Below are 17,994 nucleotides of genomic sequence, written 5' to 3' on the forward strand. Positions count from 1 at the left end.
CGCGACGACAACTTTCTCGCTTCAATCCAACTCGCTTCAATCCGTATCTGGATACGAAGTTATGAGTCGGTCACCTAAAGTGACGCTATCGATCCCGACGCCTTCCCAGTCAGAACTGGCGACGTGGGCGGCCGGTTCTTCCAATCTGCTAGCCAACGCGACACAAAAGCTCAAGAAGCGGGCGCCAGCAGACAAGCTCGATGATGTAGTCGGTGACGCGGTGAAGTCCTTCCTTCAAGGCAATGCGCTACTTGATGCGCTTCGGTCGGGTTCACCTGACCTTCATGAGAAGGTGATGTCTGCTGTTAGGAGCCGCGCGCGGCGCTTGGAATTTGCTGGCCCGCAGCCTGGTGGATCAGCGGGAGAAATTCTCCACGCTGAACTTGATGCTCTGATTGCGGCGATGCAAGCCGCTGCACCAAGCCTCTCCGCTGAGAACGCAGAACTAATTGCTTACGGCTCGATATGCGAATGGATCATGCGGTGCCCGCTGGACTTCCCCAATGTCCAGTGAGGCAAGTCTTCGTCATGCCATTCTTGGCGGAGCTTTCACTTACACAGCGCGCCCCGATCCCATGCCGGGCGATCTCCGCATGTCTTGGGGACTGGCCGTTCTGGTTCTTGCGCTCTTTTACAGCCGCGCCAAGAAGTCCAACTTCCAGAAACTGCAATTCATGGCACACGCAGTTCGACTGCCCGAAGGCAGGGAGGAAGTTCGCGGGTTATTGTCAGGCGCATATCGCCCTACGGAGGTTTCCGTCCGAGTCGAGCCCTCGCTCAACCGTGCTGTGGCTTTCGCCCATGCTTTGAAGCTGGTGGCAATTGAAAGGGGGACCTCGGTCACTCTTACAGATGCGGGCGTAAAGATGGCCAATTCTATTTTAGCGACCGACGGAGCATTGAAAGATGAAGCATTGTTCTTGAGCGAAGTGGCTCCGAGAATGACTGACGCATTGATGAAGCGAGTTTGGCGGCTGGAGGACCTTCTATGACACTGCGATTCCAGCGCTTGCGCCTTCGTGCGGTAACGTCAAACGGGGTCTACGGCGCCGATGTCCCCTTTGCGTCCGGCCTAACCGTACTTTGGGCTGACAACACGAAAGGTAAGTCGACCTGCATGCAGGGAATACTTTACGCTCTAGGCCTGGAGCGAATGCTAAGCCCACGGCGCGAGATTCCCCTGCCGCATGCGATGACGACTTATCTTAATACGGACGACGAAAAACGGGTTGAGGTACTGGAGTCCAGCGTTTCCGTGGAGATCGCGAACGGAAATGACCAAATTATAACGGTAACTCGCGGCGTGAAGGCGAGCACAGACACGCGACTTGTCACAGTAGATTTTGGTCCCGCACTATCAGGCAGCAGAACCGATCTTCGGCGGCAGAATTTCTTTGTCCTAGACCCCGGCGCCGCGCAGCGAGAGGATGGGTTTCACCACTTTCTAGAAGGATTTCTTGGTTGGCGCCTGCCGCAAGTCAGACGGTACGACTCTCCCGAGACGAAGCTATATCTTGAGACCGTCTTCCCTCTGTTTTGGGTTGAGCAGAAATTCGGGTGGACCGCGATACCCGCCGCTATCCCGACCTATATGCGAATTCGTGAGGTCCATAAGCGCGCCGTCGAATTCATTATGGACCTCGATGTCTACAAGCTTGAAGTGCAGCGAGAGCGGCTAGCGGAGCGTTTGGCCGCGAATTCGAAAGAATGGTCAGTCATCCGGCATGAGCTTGACCGTTTCGTTGCCAGAGGTGGAGGACGGGTAGTTGCTCTAAGCGAAACCCCTGTCGCTGATCTGGATGCATTGTCCAGTGCGCATGTGGAGCTGGCTGAAGTTCCCGAGTGGACCCCCTTAAGTTCAGTCGTCACGCGGCTCAGAGCAAGCGTTGCGGAATTGGCGGCCAAAGCGGTGCCAGCAGTAGAAGAGCAATCACAAGAGGTTGTGCAGAGGCTGGAGCAGCTCAGCCAACATGCCGATCAGCTAAACGCGAAACGCATTGGCCTACATGGTACCCAACAGATTAAGTTCGCTGACATGCAGTCGCTTAAGCGACGTATTGCCTCTCTCGAAGAAGATCTGGCGAAGAACCTCGATGTTCAACGATTGCAGCGCTATTCGGGAGTTACGACAACCCTTACGCCAGATCGTTGTCCAACATGTGAGCAAGCGCTGGTCGACACGCTGTTGTCGCAAGATGCTCTCGCAGCTGTAATGCCCGTTTCCGACAATATCGAGTACATCCGATCACAAAAGAAAATGTTCGAAGATATCCTAGCCAGAGAGCAGGCAGAGGAAACTGAGCGTCAGGACCAACTCGCGGCAGTTGGTCGTAAGCTCGCGGACTACTATGCTCAAATCCGGCTCCTTCGATCGGAGTTGGTCGCCCCGAACGCAAACCCATCCGCCGCCATCATTGAAGAGCGCATCCGTGCTGAGGCGCGGATGCGAGATCTTGAGGCCCTTCAGGCAACTTTCGATGACGCTTTGGATCGGTTATGCAGCCTACAGGAAGCATATAGAAAATTATTGTTAGAGCGTGAACAGATCCCGACAGATAAACTCTCTCCCACGGATTATGACAAAATCAATCGACTCACGTCACTCGTGCAAAGTCGAGCTAAAGATTTTGGTTTCAGTACGTTCTCCCCTTCTGAACTTTCCATCTCTCAAGATAGTTACAGACCCGAGAAGGAAGGCTTTGAGATTGGTTTTGAGACGTCCGCGAGTGATGCAATTCGGCTAAAGTGGGCTTATCAATTGGGATTGCTCGAGCTTGCAGATGACAAGCCGACTAATCATCCTGGAACACTTGTATTTGACGAACCGCGTCAACAATCGTCTTCTCGGCCAAGTTTTCAGAATCTTCTGATGCGCGCCGCGGCCGCCAAGGCGCGCAACCAACAGGTGATATTCTCGACAAGCGAGGATCTTGAAACTCTCAAATCGATAACCGCCACGATTGACTGCAAACAAGTTATCTTCCCGGGCTACATCCTGCAGAAGGTTAGCTAAATTCGAATTCTGCGAACCGCGGGATCACGAAGATGCGCCTATATAGTCCGGAGACCGCAGCGGCCGTCCCGGTCTGAATGATCCTTGGGCTCCAGGCGCTTGGGGGCCTGCGAAGGCAGCGAGCTGTGTTCGGTCGGCCGCCTTGATCACCTTGCGGCTTTGGGTGGGCCGCTCTGCACAAGGGTCGGCTTTCTCGCAGGTACTGGATGTCGGCAACTGGTGCTTGCTCATAGAAGTATGGATACGCCACGAAGCATTGCCGCTTTCACATATTTCGAGCGGCCGTAAGTTCGGGCTGATACATCTTTGACTTGAGAATCAATAAGAGCCGTCGCGCCCGCAAAACCTGATCGCGGCGAGACGAAACTGTTTATCCTTGGGGGCTGCGGTGGAGTTGGAAGATCTTTTAGCGCGTGGCAGCCCGGACGACGAATCAATCGATCGTCGCGGCGGCCGTGTTTCACTCGATGCGGCCGTCGACACGCCAGCGATGCGGGCCGAGTTCCGCCGTCTTCTAGGACCTCTCGACCAGATGGGTTTCTGGAGCGCGGCAGTCGACGAGGGCACATACCTGCCGGCGCGAGGCCTATGGGCCCCGCAGAGGCGTGCCGTCGGTCTATCGCTGGCACACGTCGCAGCGCGGCGAACAAGGTATGGGTCGACCGGCGCCGCTCTTATCAAGATGCCCACCGGAACGGGGAAAACCGGAGTCATCGCCACTCTCGCCTGCGCCGTGCCGCAAATCGCACGAGTTCTCGTGCTCACGCCCCGGCGTGCCCTCGTCGACCAGATGGTGCGGGACCTGCACACCCGACTTTGGAGCCGCTTCGACGCCATCTATGACGGCACTGAAGTTAGGGCCCGACGCGCCGACGATCCGGACGTCGGCTCAGCGGTTGCCAACGGTCCTGTCTGGCGGTTGCTGCCGAGCGCCGCGGAGCAGCTCTCCCAGATCACCGATCCCAGGGTGGTTATGGTCGGAACCTTTTCAGCGCTTGAACAGGTGCTGCGCCCCGATCGGCCAGCTCACAGGCTTTCCGGTCGACGACCCCGGGGATTCGATGCGGCACCACCCGAAGATGAAGAGGGAGATGATCCGTCCGAGGCGGCCCGAACTGCTCTGGTCACCATGCTGCGCGGCTTCGATCTCGTGATAGTCGACGAGAGTCACTATGAGCCGGCATTCGTCTGGTCTCAATGCATCCGCAGCCTGGGCAGACCAACGCTCCTGTTCAGTGCTACGCCCTATCGCAACGATTTTCGCTACTTTGATATAGACGGCCGCTTCGCGTTCAACCTGTCATTCCAAGAAGCGAGCGAGAAGCGCCTGATCCGAAACGTCAGGGTGGACACGACGCCGGCCGGCGAGGGCGAATCGTTCGCGCAACGCGTGGTGCGTTTCTTGGGCGAAGTTGGCGCTAGCGCGATGCCCCATGCTCCCGACGAAGCTCGGGTCATCGTGCGAGCGGAGTCGCACGATAGTCTCATTCGTCTGCGGGAGGAGTTGCGGCGCCTGGGACAACACTGCGTCCTGATCCACCATAAGGAGACACGCAACAATCCAGCTTCGCTGCGCTTCGCCAATGCAATGCAAGCCTTCGACGCGCCTGAAACACGCGACGTACGGATCTGGCTCCATCAATGGAAGCTGCTGGAAGGCGTCGACGACAGTCGGTTCTGCGGCGTGGCGGTTATGGAGTCCTTCTCGAATACGCGGGCCGTCATCCAGCAAATTGGGCGGGTACTGCGATATCATCGCCGCGATCGGAGCGAAACGGCGCTTGTCATAGGCGACACCGACATAGGCGACGACCTTGATGACCGGTTTGAGCGCTATCTCGGCTATGAGGAACGCTATGATGCCGATCCAGGCGACGCACTGAAGCGGGAGACTCAGTTCTTCCATACGCTGCGCGACGCCTCGCCCGCCGTCCAATACATCGCCGGCGACTTCCGCGATCGCTTTGAGCTTGACGAAGAGAGCGTGGGGTTCGGCGACATCCAGTTACCGATGCGAACATTCGTCACTCGATCGAACGGAGCTTTGTCGCTCGACCAACTCGCCGCAGCGTCCGCGGAGGCGATGGGGCTGGAAGACCGTCACGACGCAACGGTCATCAAACCTGAGGGTGACGAGCCCACTAACATCCGCCTGGTGGCATACGTGGAGTGGAGCAACTCACCATTGCTGATCAGCAAGGCGATGCCGAACTGGACGCTGGGAATTATGGCCATCGTCAGCGTTGGACAGCGCGTGTTCCTGCTCGACACTGAAGGGCTTGTCGTCGACCCGGAACAGTTAGGACTGGAACCAGAGGGCCCCGAGACTCTCCAACGCCTCGTTCCCGTATCTACGGACGATGAGGCCTGGAGGGTAACAGTAGCTTCAGCCGTCAGCCTCGATATTTCCGATATGGGCATCCGGTCGATGTCTGCACGCATGCGGGACTTCTCCGTTGGCTTCTTTGACCTATCGCAGGGCATGCAGGCGACCACATCGGTCCGGGCATCGATGCGTCCGAAGACAGGCCCCTCGGAAACACGGCACCTCTCACTCCAGCGAGCCACGGTGTCAGACGCCCGCGCGGGATATGTTGAAGTTACCGACTACGTTGAGTGGATCAACAAGCTGGCTGACCGCCTCGACTCAGCAATTCCGCCAAGCACGGCTTTTGCGCGCTTTGCCCAAGCGCTCCCGGCACCCGATGCAGCGCGGGCTGTACCGCAGAATATCCTCTTCGATTTTGCTGAGATCATCGGCGAGGACGGCGCAGTGCCACCAGTTGGGTGGGACGCTGGTCGGACCCAAGCACTAGCCCATTCAGATCGGTGCCTTGATGTCGACGGCAATGGAGCGTTCAGCCTCGAGGTGGACGGCCGCAACTTCGAAGGAAAAATCGCCTACACGATCACTGGCTCGACACGCCGTCGAGGTAAATATGTCATCGAAATACCCGATCTCGACGCCTTTCTGGTCAACCGCGATAGAGAAGCGTTGAAGCAAGCTGAAAAGGCTCAGTTGCTTTCCGGAGTTCTGTCGCGGACCCAGGCGTTCCGGGTCGTCCCGCGCGACCCATCACTGGTCTATGCGCAGAAGTTTTTCTATCGCCCTTCGCTGGCCATCGATGTGGTCGCACGTGATGAACCCGGCGGCCCCTTGGAGGCCATCATAGCTTCACCCTGGCTTGCCCAGGTCACCTCTGAGAAGGGTAGCGCAACGTCGGGCCTCGACGACTGGGTGAACGAAAGCGTATTCGGCGGCATTTACGCTCATTTCGATCACGCCGGTCGCGGCCGGCCGGACGCCAGCAGACGCGATGCCATCAGGTCCGTCGACCCCGGACTGGCCGATCTTCTCGACGCCTTTGATGTCGTGATCTGCGACGACGGGGGGACCGAGACGTGCGATTTCCTCTGCATCGACAGAGCAGGCAGCAAGGTCGTCATGATCCATGCCAAGGTCGATGACACACAGATGAGCCTGAATTCCCTCCAAGAAGTTGGCCGTCAGGCTCAGGCAAGCCTCGGTCTGCTGACGTGGATTCATGAATTTCCCGATCGAACGGTCCTTTGGCGTTCGCGCGTTCCGATCCAGCACGGCCACCTGACGCGGCGAGTGCTCAGAGGACCGAGGGTGGAGGACGCGTGGCCAGAGTTTCGCGATGCGCTCCGCTCTCCTCGCTATAATCGTGAAGCGTGGATCTTCGCGGGACGGATCCTTTCGCGCGAGCACTTCAAACGACAGCTGCAGCGCGTTCCGCCTCCGCCGAAGCCTCGGCAGATGCTCTATTATCTAGCATCACTCCAAACGTCGGCCGCCAGAGCCAATGTAAGCATGCGGATCTTCTGCTCGCCATGACGCGTCGCCATTCACCTTCCGCCTTCTGGCGGACGTTCAATTTCCGATTGTGGCATATCGCAGCCTCCAGCATCCGCTGTTGTAAGAACGATCCGTTTGGGTCGGTTGCCGTAGCGAAGGAGCGCACGGCGAGGGTCCGATTTTCGGGCAATGAGCCAGGGTCTGCTCCTGGTGCAAAGGTGCCAAGGTGGTCTGCCTCGCTCCTGTCCGCTTCTGGGCTGCGGCCGCGAATAGGGCAATGACCGATTTGGGGCGCATAGCCGACTTGTCGGCTGAGGAAGAAGCATACACCACTCAGACATGCTCCTTTTTGCGCCCGACTGCCGGCTAGCGTTTGGCCATTCACTTTACCTACTGGCAACGGGGACGAGAAGAGTTGCGGAGGATGGCCGGGAGAAGCATTCTCGTCGCACTGCACCCCATGAAGAAGGCGGGATATATGTCGGAAACGCCTACATTGTCTCAGACTCAAATCATTCGAGCTCTCGCGGATGCTCTCAGTTGGTTTGAACGGGAGATTACCTGGGGCGTAAGTCCGTCAGAAATGCGAGCGTTGACGGGGCGGATCGGTGAGCTCTACGCGGCCATGATCACGCGGGGGCAGATGGCCCTGGCGAGCAATCAAAGAGGCTATGACGTCGTGTCGGCTGAAGGACACAGGATCTCCGTCAAAACAATCACCTCATCGTCTCATGTGAGTTTCCGCACTTCCACCTTCGAGGAGGTTGACCGTGTACTTATTCTTCGCGTGAATGTGGACCCGGAAGAGGGAATTTCGATCGAGGAACTTCTTGACAAACCTGCGGCCGAAGCGAGAACGCTTTGCCGCGAAGCAGAGGGACTGTTCCGATACCTAATAGGGCGCCCGGATAACTCGGGCGAAAACATCGAGCCGGGGAATCTGCGTATCACTGCTCGCGCGACGTATGAGGAGTACGAAATAGTCAGATACGAGAATGCCGCCATCAGAATTCTTCGCGACGGAGTACCCCTGGACATTAACGTAAAGGGGTTCCTGCGTCCTATCGCATTGGATCTCGGCCTGCCGCTTGAGCGGGACTCAGGTGTTCGTTTGAATACCCAGCAGCTTGGTGCCAATGTCATTCGAGCCCTCTGCGACCGCGCCGAAGTAGAAGATCCAGAAGGCAACGTCATTGAGACGGACTTTGACCAAGCCAGTAGCGAACTCGCTCCCAATTCACAGGTACTGGATTTCGGATTGGATCGAGTACCGGAAAGGCGGCGTCGCTCTGGAAACGTCGATGTTCCAGAAAGTCTGCGGGTACTCGAACGAGCGCACTACGGCGATTTCGAAATCGTCCGCTACGAAAACTTGGCGATAGGCGTCTTGCGGCTTGGCATGCCCCAAAATATCAATGTGAAGGGGTTCTTACGCCCGATCGCAAACGAATTGAGCCTTCCCTTATTCAACAAGTATGGGACGCCCTTGAATACCCGACAGTTGGGGGCTGAAGTTATCAGAGCCCTAATAGCTAAGACGCCATCCGATCGCGCCAGCTAACGGCGTGCAAGACAGCCACTCCGTCGGCAACCGGACTTCTGCTATTGGCGCTCTCTGCTAGACCCATAAGCCGCCACTTTGGGGCGCGATTGAGACTTCAGGTGTTGCTATCGGGTAATTCGGCGGTATTGATGATTTAGACATCCGACCGCCCTCCAAGGCTCGCGGGTCGGCGCTTGCCTCCAATGCCGCTTTGAAATCGAGCGTAGCCCGTGGGACCAAGACTAAGCCGGAAATGCATTTTTGGTCCGCTGTCGTTGCGTGCGGCAGAGATATCAGGTTGGTTCGGCGCCGCTTGGAGAACGCCGGAGAATTGACATGGCTGACGTGCATCGCTGGATTGCCCACAACGCGATGTCCGACCCGGGCAGCCACGCGGCCACGGTCGCGGCTCTGCCGACGGGCATCGGCGCGCTCAACGCGCTGATCCAGGGTATTCTCGTGCACGCCGACTGGGCGCAGGACTATGACCTTGACTCGGCGAAGCTCGATGCGACGGCTCGCAGGACGCTGCCGGTCGCCGAGCGGCTGGACGACATCCACAGGCGGGAGCCGCTACCTCTCGCGGCTCGGCGCCTGGCGGAGAAGCGGTCCACCGGCACCTGCCGCGATTTCGCGTTGATGCTCTGCTCGTTTCTGCGCTGCCGGGGCGTTCCCGCCCGCGTGCGATGCGGTTTTGCCGCCTACTTCTCCGATGGGTGGGAAGATCACTGGGTCTGTGAATACTGGAATGCGAAGACCGGGACCTGGCACCTGAGCGATGCCCAGATCGACGAGATGTTTAAGGAAAGGAGCCGGATCGAGTTCGACCCAGCCGACGTGCCGCGTCAGGCCTTCATGTCGGCGGGCGAGGCCTGGCTGAAATGCCGCCGCTCGGAAGCCGATCCGGCCGCTTTTGGACATGGTGACGTCACCGGCCTGTGGTTCGTCAAGATCAACGTCATGCGCGATCACCACGTCCTGAACGGTCGGGAGACATCGAGCTGGGATCGCTGGCGGGAGGCGCCTCAGGCGAAGCGATCCGTCCTCGATGACGAAACCAGGCTGCTGGATGACCTCGCCGCCCGGCCGACGCAGCCGCTCGTGGAGAAGGCGCCAGACTGGTGAACGGTCCGCTCGGGCAGCGGATAGCGAGATGCGCAATGGAACGTCCGCTGTCAGGCACAGGCCCGATGCCTCTTTGGCCGCTTTCTGGCCCGATGCCGTCGTCGCGAAATGTCCGCCTCGGGGAAACGGCCGCGTTGCCTCCCACGGCGGAAATGAGGGCGCTAAGCGGTCGCTCGAACTGGGCGCGTCATTCGCGCGCTTGACGTCCGGGGTATGCTGGGCCGACTGGATCCCTAGCAATGCAATCGTTATTCACCTCAGCCGCCTGAGGTATCCTTGCTTTCTGCCCTGCTTATCCCCCGCTTCGCCGCATATTCCAACAAAGCAAGCTCGATAACAGCAGTGACTGAACGCCTCTCGGCTTCTGCAATTTTTTGGGCGAGTACGAGGATCTCAGGATCGATCCTTGTTGTGAAGGGCTTCTTTGCCATCGCCATTCTTGCTTGCGTTCCGCTTTCGAAGAGAGCATAAAAATGCACGTGCATTGCACGTGCGGCCGAACTCGGTGCTGGAACACCTTGTTCGGCCTGGCCACCCCCCAAGCTGTAAGGAGCTCGGATCATGGTTGATTCTGAGACTAGCACGAGTCTGCCCGCATTATCGCGGAGGGACGTTCTCTCCACCTTAACGGCCGCAGTAAGCAGCGCTGCTGTGGGTCATCCGAATGCCAAGCAAGTGTCAACGACGCCGCGCCAAGACCCAGCCCTGGTCGCCTGGCAGTCTTGGCACGCAGCTTCGCGCAGAGCACTCGCCCTTTGTCGCAAACAACAGCGCTTGGAGACAGAACTCTTCCGAACGGTCGGCTTTCCGTCCGTCACTCTGAACCTATCGACGCTCGACAAACCGGTCCAGATTGCAACTGTGGAAGCCTTCGATGATCTTGCATTGGCCGAACCATCAATCCAGCATTTGCGGAATTACGTCGAGGCGGAGCTGCATGCCCAGGACGCCAGGTGGGATGCAGCCGACCGCCGGATCGGTTACTCGGCCGCTCTGCGAGAGGAGGAACTGGCCCTGTCCCACGAAGAACGGCTCGCCGACGACCTACTCGCCGCTGATGCTCTCACGATTCCCGGGATCGGCGCCAAGCTCGAAGCTTTGATTGCTCTCGATGCCCCGACCGAGCACACAGATGAGCGTCCATGGCCGCAACTTCAGCGCGTGCGCGCTGAACTCATCCATATATATCGACGGCAAAACGTCGCGACAGCCTGAATAGGAGGTCAAGCAAGCCCTCGCCTATTTTCCATTCGCTACGGAGCGCTGGCGTACGTTAACCTCTTCGGTGCACGCCGACGACTACCAGGAGCTGTCCATTATTTCTCTTTGATTTCAGTTGCTTATGCTTTCCTTCTTGTCGATCCTGGCTCTGTCAACTTGCAATCGACGTGGAACGGCGCAACCATGGTCTCCAATATTCGTTCACAGCATGCCAATATACATCGGCTCATCGAGCCGGAACTTCGCTTGGAGAGCCGTGACGCCGTTCCCGACCACCGGCTGGTCGAACTGGTCCGCCTTATCGCGCGCCGCGCCGCGCGTGAGGTTTACGAGCAACAGACACTCAAGGGGCGGCGCAAATCACGCTCCTGATGCTGAAGGAGAATGATCCTTGAAGGTCGCGATCTACGCCCGCTATTCATCCGACAATCAGCGCGACGCTTCCATTGCTGACCAGCTTCGCATCTGTCGCCTCCATGCAGAACGGCAGGGCTGGCAGATCGTGGAGGAATATACCGACCACGCCATGTCGGGCGCCTCGCTGCTTCGCCCCGGTATCCAGGCCCTGATCTCGGATGCAACTCGCGGTCGCTTCCAATTGGTGCTTGCTGAGGCCATGGATCGCCTTTCGCGCGACCAGGAAGATATTGCTGGTTTCTTCAAGCGCATGGCCTATTCGGAGGTAAAGCTTCATACGCTCTCAGAAGGCGAGGTCTCGCACCTGCATGTTGGGCTCAAGGGCACCATGAATGCCCTGTTCCTGAAGGACCTTGCCGACAAGACCCGCCGCGGTCAGCGTGGACGGATCGAGCAGGGTAAAGCCGGTGGTGGCAACGCCTATGGCTATGATGTTGTCCGAAAGGTCGGCGCCAATGGCGAGGCTGTGAGAGGCGACCGCACCATCAACGCCGACCAGGCCAATGTTATTCGCCGAATCTTCCGCGACTTCGCCGATGGTAGATCAGCAAAGGCCATTGCCTTTCGCCTCAACCAAGAAGGCATCCCCGGTCCGACGGGCAGCGTCTGGGGCGCAAGCACACTCAACGGCAATCCCAAGCGGAACAATGGCATCCTCAACAACGAACTTTATATCGGCAAGCTGGTCTGGAATCGTCAGCGTTTCATCAAGGATCCCGATACCGGCAAACGCCAGGCTCGCCCGAATCCCGAATCGGAGTGGGTGATCCAGGAGGTACCTGAGCTGCGCATCCTGGACGACAAGCTATGGGCCGGCGCCAAGAACCAGCAAAACACCGTCAAACAGGTTCAACCGGATTGCCCCAGTGTCGGGAACCAGTTCTGGGATCGCCAGCGTCCCCGATATCTGTCCTCGGGCCTGGTCAAGTGTGGCTGCTGCGGCGGCGGCTATTCCAAGATTTCGGCCGATCTCCTCGGTTGCTCGACAGCGCGCAACAAGGGGACCTGCGACAACCGCAAGAACATCCGGCGCGATCGTTTCGAGGCTCGCGTTCTCAACGCGCTCCGTCATCACCTGATGGACCCGGCACTGTTCAAGGAATTCTGCGACGAGTTCACCCGGGAGATGAACCGGCTGCGCATGGAAGGCCGTGCGTCGATCGACGCGGCCGAGGCTGAGCTGAAGCGCATCGACCGCGAACTCGAGAAGATCATGGATCTTTATCTCAAGGATGTAATGCCAATCGACACGGTGAAGCAGCGCAGCCAAAAACTCGAGTCTCGCAAAACCGAACTGACTCGCTTCCTCGCAGACGCCGAAGAGCCGCCTCCTCTGCTCCATCCCAATATGGCCGAGCATTATCGGGCCCAGGTCGAGGGGCTTTATACGGCCTTGCGGGAAGAATCGGAGACCAAGCGCCTGAATGCCAGCGACATCATCCGTTCTCTGGTGAAAGCGATCGTGCTGACGCCCGAACACGGCGAACTTCAGATCGATGTGCGTGGTGATCTGGCCGGCATCCTGACGCTTGCGACGCAAACGAAAAAGCCCGCCGGAGGGGCGGGCAAATCGCAAGTGAAGATGGTTGCGGGGGCCCGCAACCCCTTTCATCATAACATCACTAACCATTTGTTTTTGTTCAGGATTGACGAATTCGAGAATACCAAACAGCTCTCCGCGTAGCTCGGCATGGATCTCACCACGCTTGTCGCCGGGTGTGAGCACGATCTGACCGATCAGCGAGCGCAGGGCCTCTGCTGCCTGCCTTCCGCCCTCGTCGTCGGCGAGCGCCTGCGTGAAGTGCTCCACTCGCTTGCGATAGAGATTGGCGATGTTGGGATGTAAGTCGGGCACGTCGCTGGGAGCCTGTGCCAAGCGTTGGGTGATCTCGGCCTTCTGCCGCTCCAGGTCCTCCATCCTCGCCTTCATGGAGGGCTGATACAGTCCATCCTCGATCGCCGCCATGATGCCGGCGATGCCGCGCTCGACCTTGTCGAGCGCCCTGCGATCCTGCTCGCTCTGGGCGCGGCGCTCCTGGTTGAGCCGATTGGTCTCCTGGGCGTAGGCCTTCACCGCTTCGGCAACAGCATCGGCCGAGACCAGCCTTTCCTTCAAGCCTGAGAGAACACGCTGCTCGATCGTGTCGCGGGTAATGGTTCTGCCATTGTCGCAGATGCCCCGGCGCTGATGGTTGAGGCAGGCATAACGCTCCTTCGTGAACAGGCCGTAGCGCCCACCACAACAACCGCAGGTGAGCAGGCCAGAAAGAAGGGAGACTGGCCGCTTCATGGTGTGCAGCCTCCTTGCCCTGGCATCGCGGACGCCGATGGTCACAGCCTCGAACTTGCCGGCGATGACCTTCTGCCTATCCTTCACGGCCTGCCAAAGCTTGTCGTCGACGATCCTGAGATGCGGCACCTCGGTGCGGATCCATTTGGCCGACGGATTGATCCGCGACACGCGTTTGCCGCTTGTTGGGTCCTTGATGAAGCGCAGACGGTTCCAGAGCAGCACCCCGGTATAGAGCTCGTTGTTGATGATGCCGGTACCCCGGATCACGTGGCCTCGCACACTGGTGTCTCCCCAATGCCGGCCGAGCGGGCCGGCGATACCGTCCTTGTTAAGGTCGACGGCAATGGCCTTGGGGCTCTTGCCGGTGGCGAACTCCTGGAAGATACGGCGGATGATCTTGGCTTCCTCGGGCACAATCTCACGGTCACCACGGATCGGCTCGCCTTCAGCATCGAGCTTCTTTGCCACCCGGTAGCCGTAGCACAGCCCTCCCCCGGCCTTGCCCTTCTCCACCCTGCCCCGCAAACCGCGATGGGTTTTGAGGGCCAAGTCTTTCAAGAACAGGGCATTCATGGTGCCCTTGAGGCCGACATGAAGCTCGCTGATCTCGCCCTCAGCCAGGGTGACGATGGTGACACCGGCGAATTTGAGGTGTTTGAACAGCGTGGCGACATCGGCCTGATCGCGGCTGATACGGTCGAGAGCCTCGGCCAGCACGATCTCGAACTGGCCGCGCTGGGCGTCACGGACCAATTGCTGGATACCCGACCGCAAGATGGTGCTTGAGCCAGAGATGGCGGCGTCCTGGTAGGTTCCCGTCACGCTCCAGCCTTCGCGGGCGGTCTGCTCGCGGCAGAGCCGCAACTGATCATCGATGGAGGCCTCGCGTTGGCTGTCGGAGGAATAGCGAGCATAGAGCGCAACACGGGTCATAATGGGTCAACCTCTCTCTTTCATTGCGGGGGTTCGTCTTTCTTTCCCCTGCCCTCTTCCTTTGGGCGGCCCGGCCCATTGTCATTGGCCGCGCGGTGTCTCTCGAACGCTTCCCGGGCCAACCGTCGGCCGATCGAGCGTGCGATATCGAGCACGATGCGATCCAGCTTTGCGGGACCGCTATCCTCGCCGGTGTGGCTCGAACCGGCGAGATCGGAATTGTCGTTGGACGGGGCCGAAGGTGTCGGCTCCGTCTCGGTCTCTTTTGCCATCAGGTCGCTCCAACGAATGGGTCGACCTGTCATCAGATGTCTGCGAGGAGCAAAGGAAAGCACGAAGTTCATGGCATAGGGCCATGGCGTGCAATGACTTGCGCATTGCGGTTTTGCCTCATATGCCAGACCTACCGGAAGCGAGGTTTGAGAGCCTTGATCTCGATCATCCAGGCACTCGTAAATCGACAAGTCTGGCGCCAAAGCCGCTATGCGGCCTTTTTCTTTCTGCCCTTGCTTGGTGCGGGAGGGGGTGGCGGAGCGCTGATGGCCTTCCGATTCATCTGGCCCAGTCCGAGTTCTCTCGCCAGGCGCGAACGTGTGGCCGAATAGTTCGGCGCAACCATGGGGTAGTCGCTGGGCAGGCCCCACTTCTCCCGATACTGCTCGGGCGTCAGGCCATAGGCGGTTCGCAGATGCCGGGTCAGCGATTTGAATTTGAGACCGTCTTCCAGGCAGATGACATAATCGGGCGTGACGGATTTCTTGATCGGAACGGCGGGCTTTGGCGGGGCAACCGCCTCGACTGGCCTTGGATTGTTCAGATCCGTCAGTCCTTTATGCACCGAGTGGATCAGATCCGCGAGGGATGCGGTGGCAACCTGGTTGTTGGAAACATAGGCAGAGACGATGTCGACTGTCAGGTCGACCAGACTTGCGTCTTCCTCAGGCATGTTCAGTCACCTTTTTGTTTTTCATGGTGATGTCGAAGTGAGTGCTGTTTTTGTTATGAACGCAGCATTGTGGACCCGTTCGCTACGCTGGCTCAGATTCTCAGGCAAATTCCAGCAACTGTAAAGATCATCCTCAAGAATGATCATGACCGCCTGTGCACTATTTAGAGCCTTTGCAGGTGATGTTGCGATCGGTGACGCCCTCTGTGCAAATCACGACAAAAATAGGTGATTAGAGAACATTCGATTTACATTCACTTGCCCCAAATACCGGCCTCCTCTTAGAGCAAGACAAGCTGTCCGTGCCCGTCAGCCAAGATTTGTGCCTCACAACGTTCCCGCCATTCGGCGAATTCCAAGGTAACGATCTCGCACAAGGGTGCGACGCCGCGCCATTGATCGCGATAGATGCTGGTGTCGATGCCGATGCCGCAGTCCATGAACAGGCCCGTTCGCTGCTCGAAGTCGACGCCCGCCCCTGAGGTCAGACGCTCGAAGCACGGGCGGCCGGAATAGCGAAACGACGCCGAGCCTTGCGGCAGGATGAATGTGCCATTGTCCGCGATCTCGGAGGCAATATCGATCACGGCGAATTCGAAAGATTTGAAGCCGCGAAGATCGCCTGATGTCATCATCTTGCCGAAGGGCGGATTGGCGATCGCCCAATCGAAAACGCATCCCTCAAGCTCCTCCTTCCACCAGTCCCGCCAATCGAGCACATCAGCGCAGATCCATCGCGCTTCCGGTAACAGCTTGCGACCGATCTCGACGAAACGCGGATTGATCTCGACGCAAGTCAATTCCACACCGCCCCGCCATTTGGAGCGCTGCTGAACCCAACAGGCCAGGCCGCCGATGCCGGCACACAAGTCGATCACTCGTCCCCGCCCTGGCTCAAGCGCAAAATCGGCCGCCAGATCCATCGGCGTGAAGAACGCACCGGCCGCCGTGACATTGTTCTCCGCACCCGGATGCCAGTTCTCAAGGACGAAGTCCTTCTCATCCTCGCTCAGCACATCCTTCCTCAAAAAGGCCTCCGCTTCGGCGTGCGCCTTCATCTCCGCTTTGCTCAACTTGCCCATCTCGCTGCTCTTTCCGTTGGATCGGCGAAGCAGGTGCCCGCCTGCTTCCCCGGGGCCGCGTGAGCGGTGGGCTGGAAGGGGAAAACAGGCTTCGCGGGGAACCGCCTGCACGGAACGCCCGCCCAAGCGGGCGTGGAGGAAGGTGGGCGGAAGCCTGTTTGGGGAAGAGAAGGGCGAAGCCCTCGGTCCCCCCCTATAGCCAACAATGTCGTGCAGGCGTGTACATGATCAAGCCGCAAAGTCAGCAGATATGCATGACGTCCTTTACCAAGGATGTCACTCCCGACACCGGTACTATAGCTGTCCGACAGGTATTTGTTCCTGGGATTTATAGTTCCGTGGGCAATCTAAAACGCCCATACCATAAAAATTCACTTCCAGACGACTCGAAAGTCAAATATCAAATAATTATCTAATATATTTTGGGTTGAAATTCAACGAAAATCTACGTAAATTGAAATATTTTATCAAACTTTATGTATATATACAAAAAGTTTCAAGAAATCCTGCTCAATAAACACGAGATTTATATTATTAGACTGCCAAATACATACAAGGAATATCATACCTCCAATATTAAATTGTTGAGCAGAAACATTTAGAAACAAAACTTCACAAAACAGCAGCGCTTTTTCCTTCAGATCACCTCTTAAAGTTGTGCCAGTTTGTTCTAGGTGGAAGCTTCTGGGGTTGCCCGGTGGCGAGCGGTGTCGCAAGGTCAAATGCGCTGTGACAGGGATAGCAGCCCACGAAATCGTTTATGCAATTCACACTCGAGCCCGGATCTCTGTCGTGTGGATATTGATATATGCTCATCGGCGATGATCGTGGCAGCCTGCTTGGCGATCGCAGGGTCCCGCCGACACGAATCGACACGGGCACTATTCAACCCTTGCCATGAGATAGAAAGGTGGGCGAAGAAATTAAGCAGCGGACTTTCTAAGTAAATAGAAGGATCGACTCATGCAAAGTACCGCGCTAATTACCCCGCCACGTCACAATAACTCAACATCCATAACAACTCTCAATCCGAGAATTACTACAAATGAAACGCGAATCGGCATTATACGCTCTACAAGTGCTTGTAGCTATGGCTTTTATGCCGGTTTTGTTTTTATTTTCACATTATGAAAACGGAACAAACTATTTACCAACGATTAGAGCGTTCATCGTATACGCGCTACTAGTTTTGACTTCTAATATATTGGTTCGATATTTTTTTAAAAAATACATAGATAAATAGAACTTCAGAATAAAAACCTAGAATAAACCGCAAAAAACTATAAATAAACTTAATTTTCAGGCGCACTTAAGGATTTACAAGTTGATTATCGAGCCAATTATGCATTTACATTCGCAGAGTTTTTGTCATATTTATTTATAACGTATTTTAAAATATACGCACTTATTATAATTACATCTTGAGAGAAACTCAGCGAAACAATACCAACACATGAGGGTGGCATCGTGGGTAGTCCGAACTTGATGGGCGCGATTTCGAACGCAGGCAACGCAGTAAGCCCGCTAGTGGATTGACCGGGACAGAAGAGTCCTGAGGGGGATTCCTGTGCATCGAAGCCTGTGCGAATGTGTGGAATGCG

12 protein-coding genes and 2 pseudogenes are annotated in these 17,994 nt (G+C 57.3%); 8 read left to right on the forward strand and 6 right to left on the reverse strand.

Features of this window, described 5'->3' with window-relative positions; translation table 11 throughout:
- The 6 genes and pseudogenes from U1R88_RS34490 to U1R88_RS34515 all read left to right on the forward strand — a co-directional run.
- Window positions 1-514: pseudogene (locus tag U1R88_RS34490) on the forward strand (hypothetical protein); the annotation flags it as partial.
- Window positions 504-992, forward strand: a complete 489-nt coding sequence (locus U1R88_RS34495) for a hypothetical protein (RefSeq protein WP_322435393.1) — start codon at window positions 504-506, stop codon at window positions 990-992. The pseudogene U1R88_RS34490 and the gene U1R88_RS34495, both read left to right, overlap by 11 nt.
- The gene (locus U1R88_RS34500; RefSeq protein ID WP_322435394.1) at window positions 989-3,013 is read left to right on the forward strand and encodes a hypothetical protein; all 2,025 of its coding nucleotides are present in this window, start codon (window positions 989-991) and stop codon (window positions 3,011-3,013) included. Before U1R88_RS34495 ends, U1R88_RS34500 begins: the two co-directional genes overlap by 4 nt.
- Before the next feature lie 388 nt (window positions 3,014-3,401).
- Window positions 3,402-6,872: a DEAD/DEAH box helicase gene (locus U1R88_RS34505; protein WP_322435395.1), complete on the forward strand. Its 3,471-nt coding sequence runs from the start codon at window positions 3,402-3,404 to the stop codon at window positions 6,870-6,872.
- A 385-nt stretch (window positions 6,873-7,257) separates the two neighbouring features.
- Window positions 7,258-8,394, forward strand: a complete 1,137-nt coding sequence (locus U1R88_RS34510) for a DUF6998 domain-containing protein (RefSeq protein WP_322435396.1) — start codon at window positions 7,258-7,260, stop codon at window positions 8,392-8,394.
- Between the two features lie 318 nt (window positions 8,395-8,712).
- Window positions 8,713-9,501 carry a transglutaminase-like domain-containing protein gene (locus U1R88_RS34515; RefSeq protein ID WP_322435397.1) on the forward strand — a complete coding sequence of 263 codons (789 nt, stop codon included), beginning with the start codon at window positions 8,713-8,715 and terminating at the stop codon, window positions 9,499-9,501.
- Window positions 9,502-9,758: 257 nt separating this feature from the next.
- Here U1R88_RS34515 and U1R88_RS34520 read toward each other — a convergent pair whose 3' ends face one another.
- Window positions 9,759-10,064, reverse strand: a complete 306-nt coding sequence (locus U1R88_RS34520; protein ID WP_322435398.1) for a type II toxin-antitoxin system antitoxin — start codon at window positions 10,062-10,064, stop codon at window positions 9,759-9,761.
- A 211-nt stretch (window positions 10,065-10,275) separates the two neighbouring features.
- Between U1R88_RS34520 and U1R88_RS34525 the strand changes: the two genes are divergently transcribed.
- A complete protein-coding gene (locus U1R88_RS34525) occupies window positions 10,276-10,716 on the forward strand; it encodes a hypothetical protein (protein ID WP_322435399.1) in 441 nt (146 codons plus the stop codon).
- A gap of 207 nt (window positions 10,717-10,923) precedes the next feature.
- Here U1R88_RS34525 and U1R88_RS34530 read toward each other — a convergent pair whose 3' ends face one another.
- Window positions 10,924-11,058, reverse strand: a complete 135-nt coding sequence (locus U1R88_RS34530; protein ID WP_322435400.1) for a hypothetical protein — start codon at window positions 11,056-11,058, stop codon at window positions 10,924-10,926.
- Between the two features lie 55 nt (window positions 11,059-11,113).
- Between U1R88_RS34530 and U1R88_RS34535 the strand changes: the two genes are divergently transcribed.
- Window positions 11,114-12,823 (forward strand): recombinase family protein, encoded by a 1,710-nt coding sequence (locus tag U1R88_RS34535; RefSeq protein WP_322435405.1) that lies wholly within the window; start codon window positions 11,114-11,116, stop codon window positions 12,821-12,823.
- Window positions 12,824-13,264: 441 nt separating this feature from the next.
- Here the strand turns inward: U1R88_RS34535 and U1R88_RS34540 are convergent.
- From U1R88_RS34540 to U1R88_RS34555, 4 genes and pseudogenes are all read right to left on the reverse strand, one after another.
- Window positions 13,265-14,365 (reverse strand): annotated as a pseudogene (locus U1R88_RS34540) (recombinase family protein); the annotation flags it as partial.
- Window positions 14,366-14,385: 20 nt separating this feature from the next.
- On the reverse strand, window positions 14,386-14,637 hold the full coding sequence (locus U1R88_RS34545) for a hypothetical protein (RefSeq protein ID WP_322435401.1): 252 nt from the start codon (window positions 14,635-14,637) through the stop codon (window positions 14,386-14,388).
- Between the two features lie 209 nt (window positions 14,638-14,846).
- A complete protein-coding gene (locus U1R88_RS34550) occupies window positions 14,847-15,311 on the reverse strand; it encodes a Ros/MucR family transcriptional regulator (protein WP_322435403.1) in 465 nt (154 codons plus the stop codon).
- 281 nt (window positions 15,312-15,592) lie between these two features.
- Window positions 15,593-16,393: a methyltransferase gene (locus U1R88_RS34555; protein WP_322435404.1), complete on the reverse strand. Its 801-nt coding sequence runs from the start codon at window positions 16,391-16,393 to the stop codon at window positions 15,593-15,595.
- Window positions 16,394-17,994: the final 1,601 nt, after the last annotated feature.

This window comes from Labrys sedimenti, from assembly GCF_034424805.1.
Classification (GTDB): domain Bacteria; phylum Pseudomonadota; class Alphaproteobacteria; order Rhizobiales; family Labraceae; genus Labrys; species Labrys sedimenti.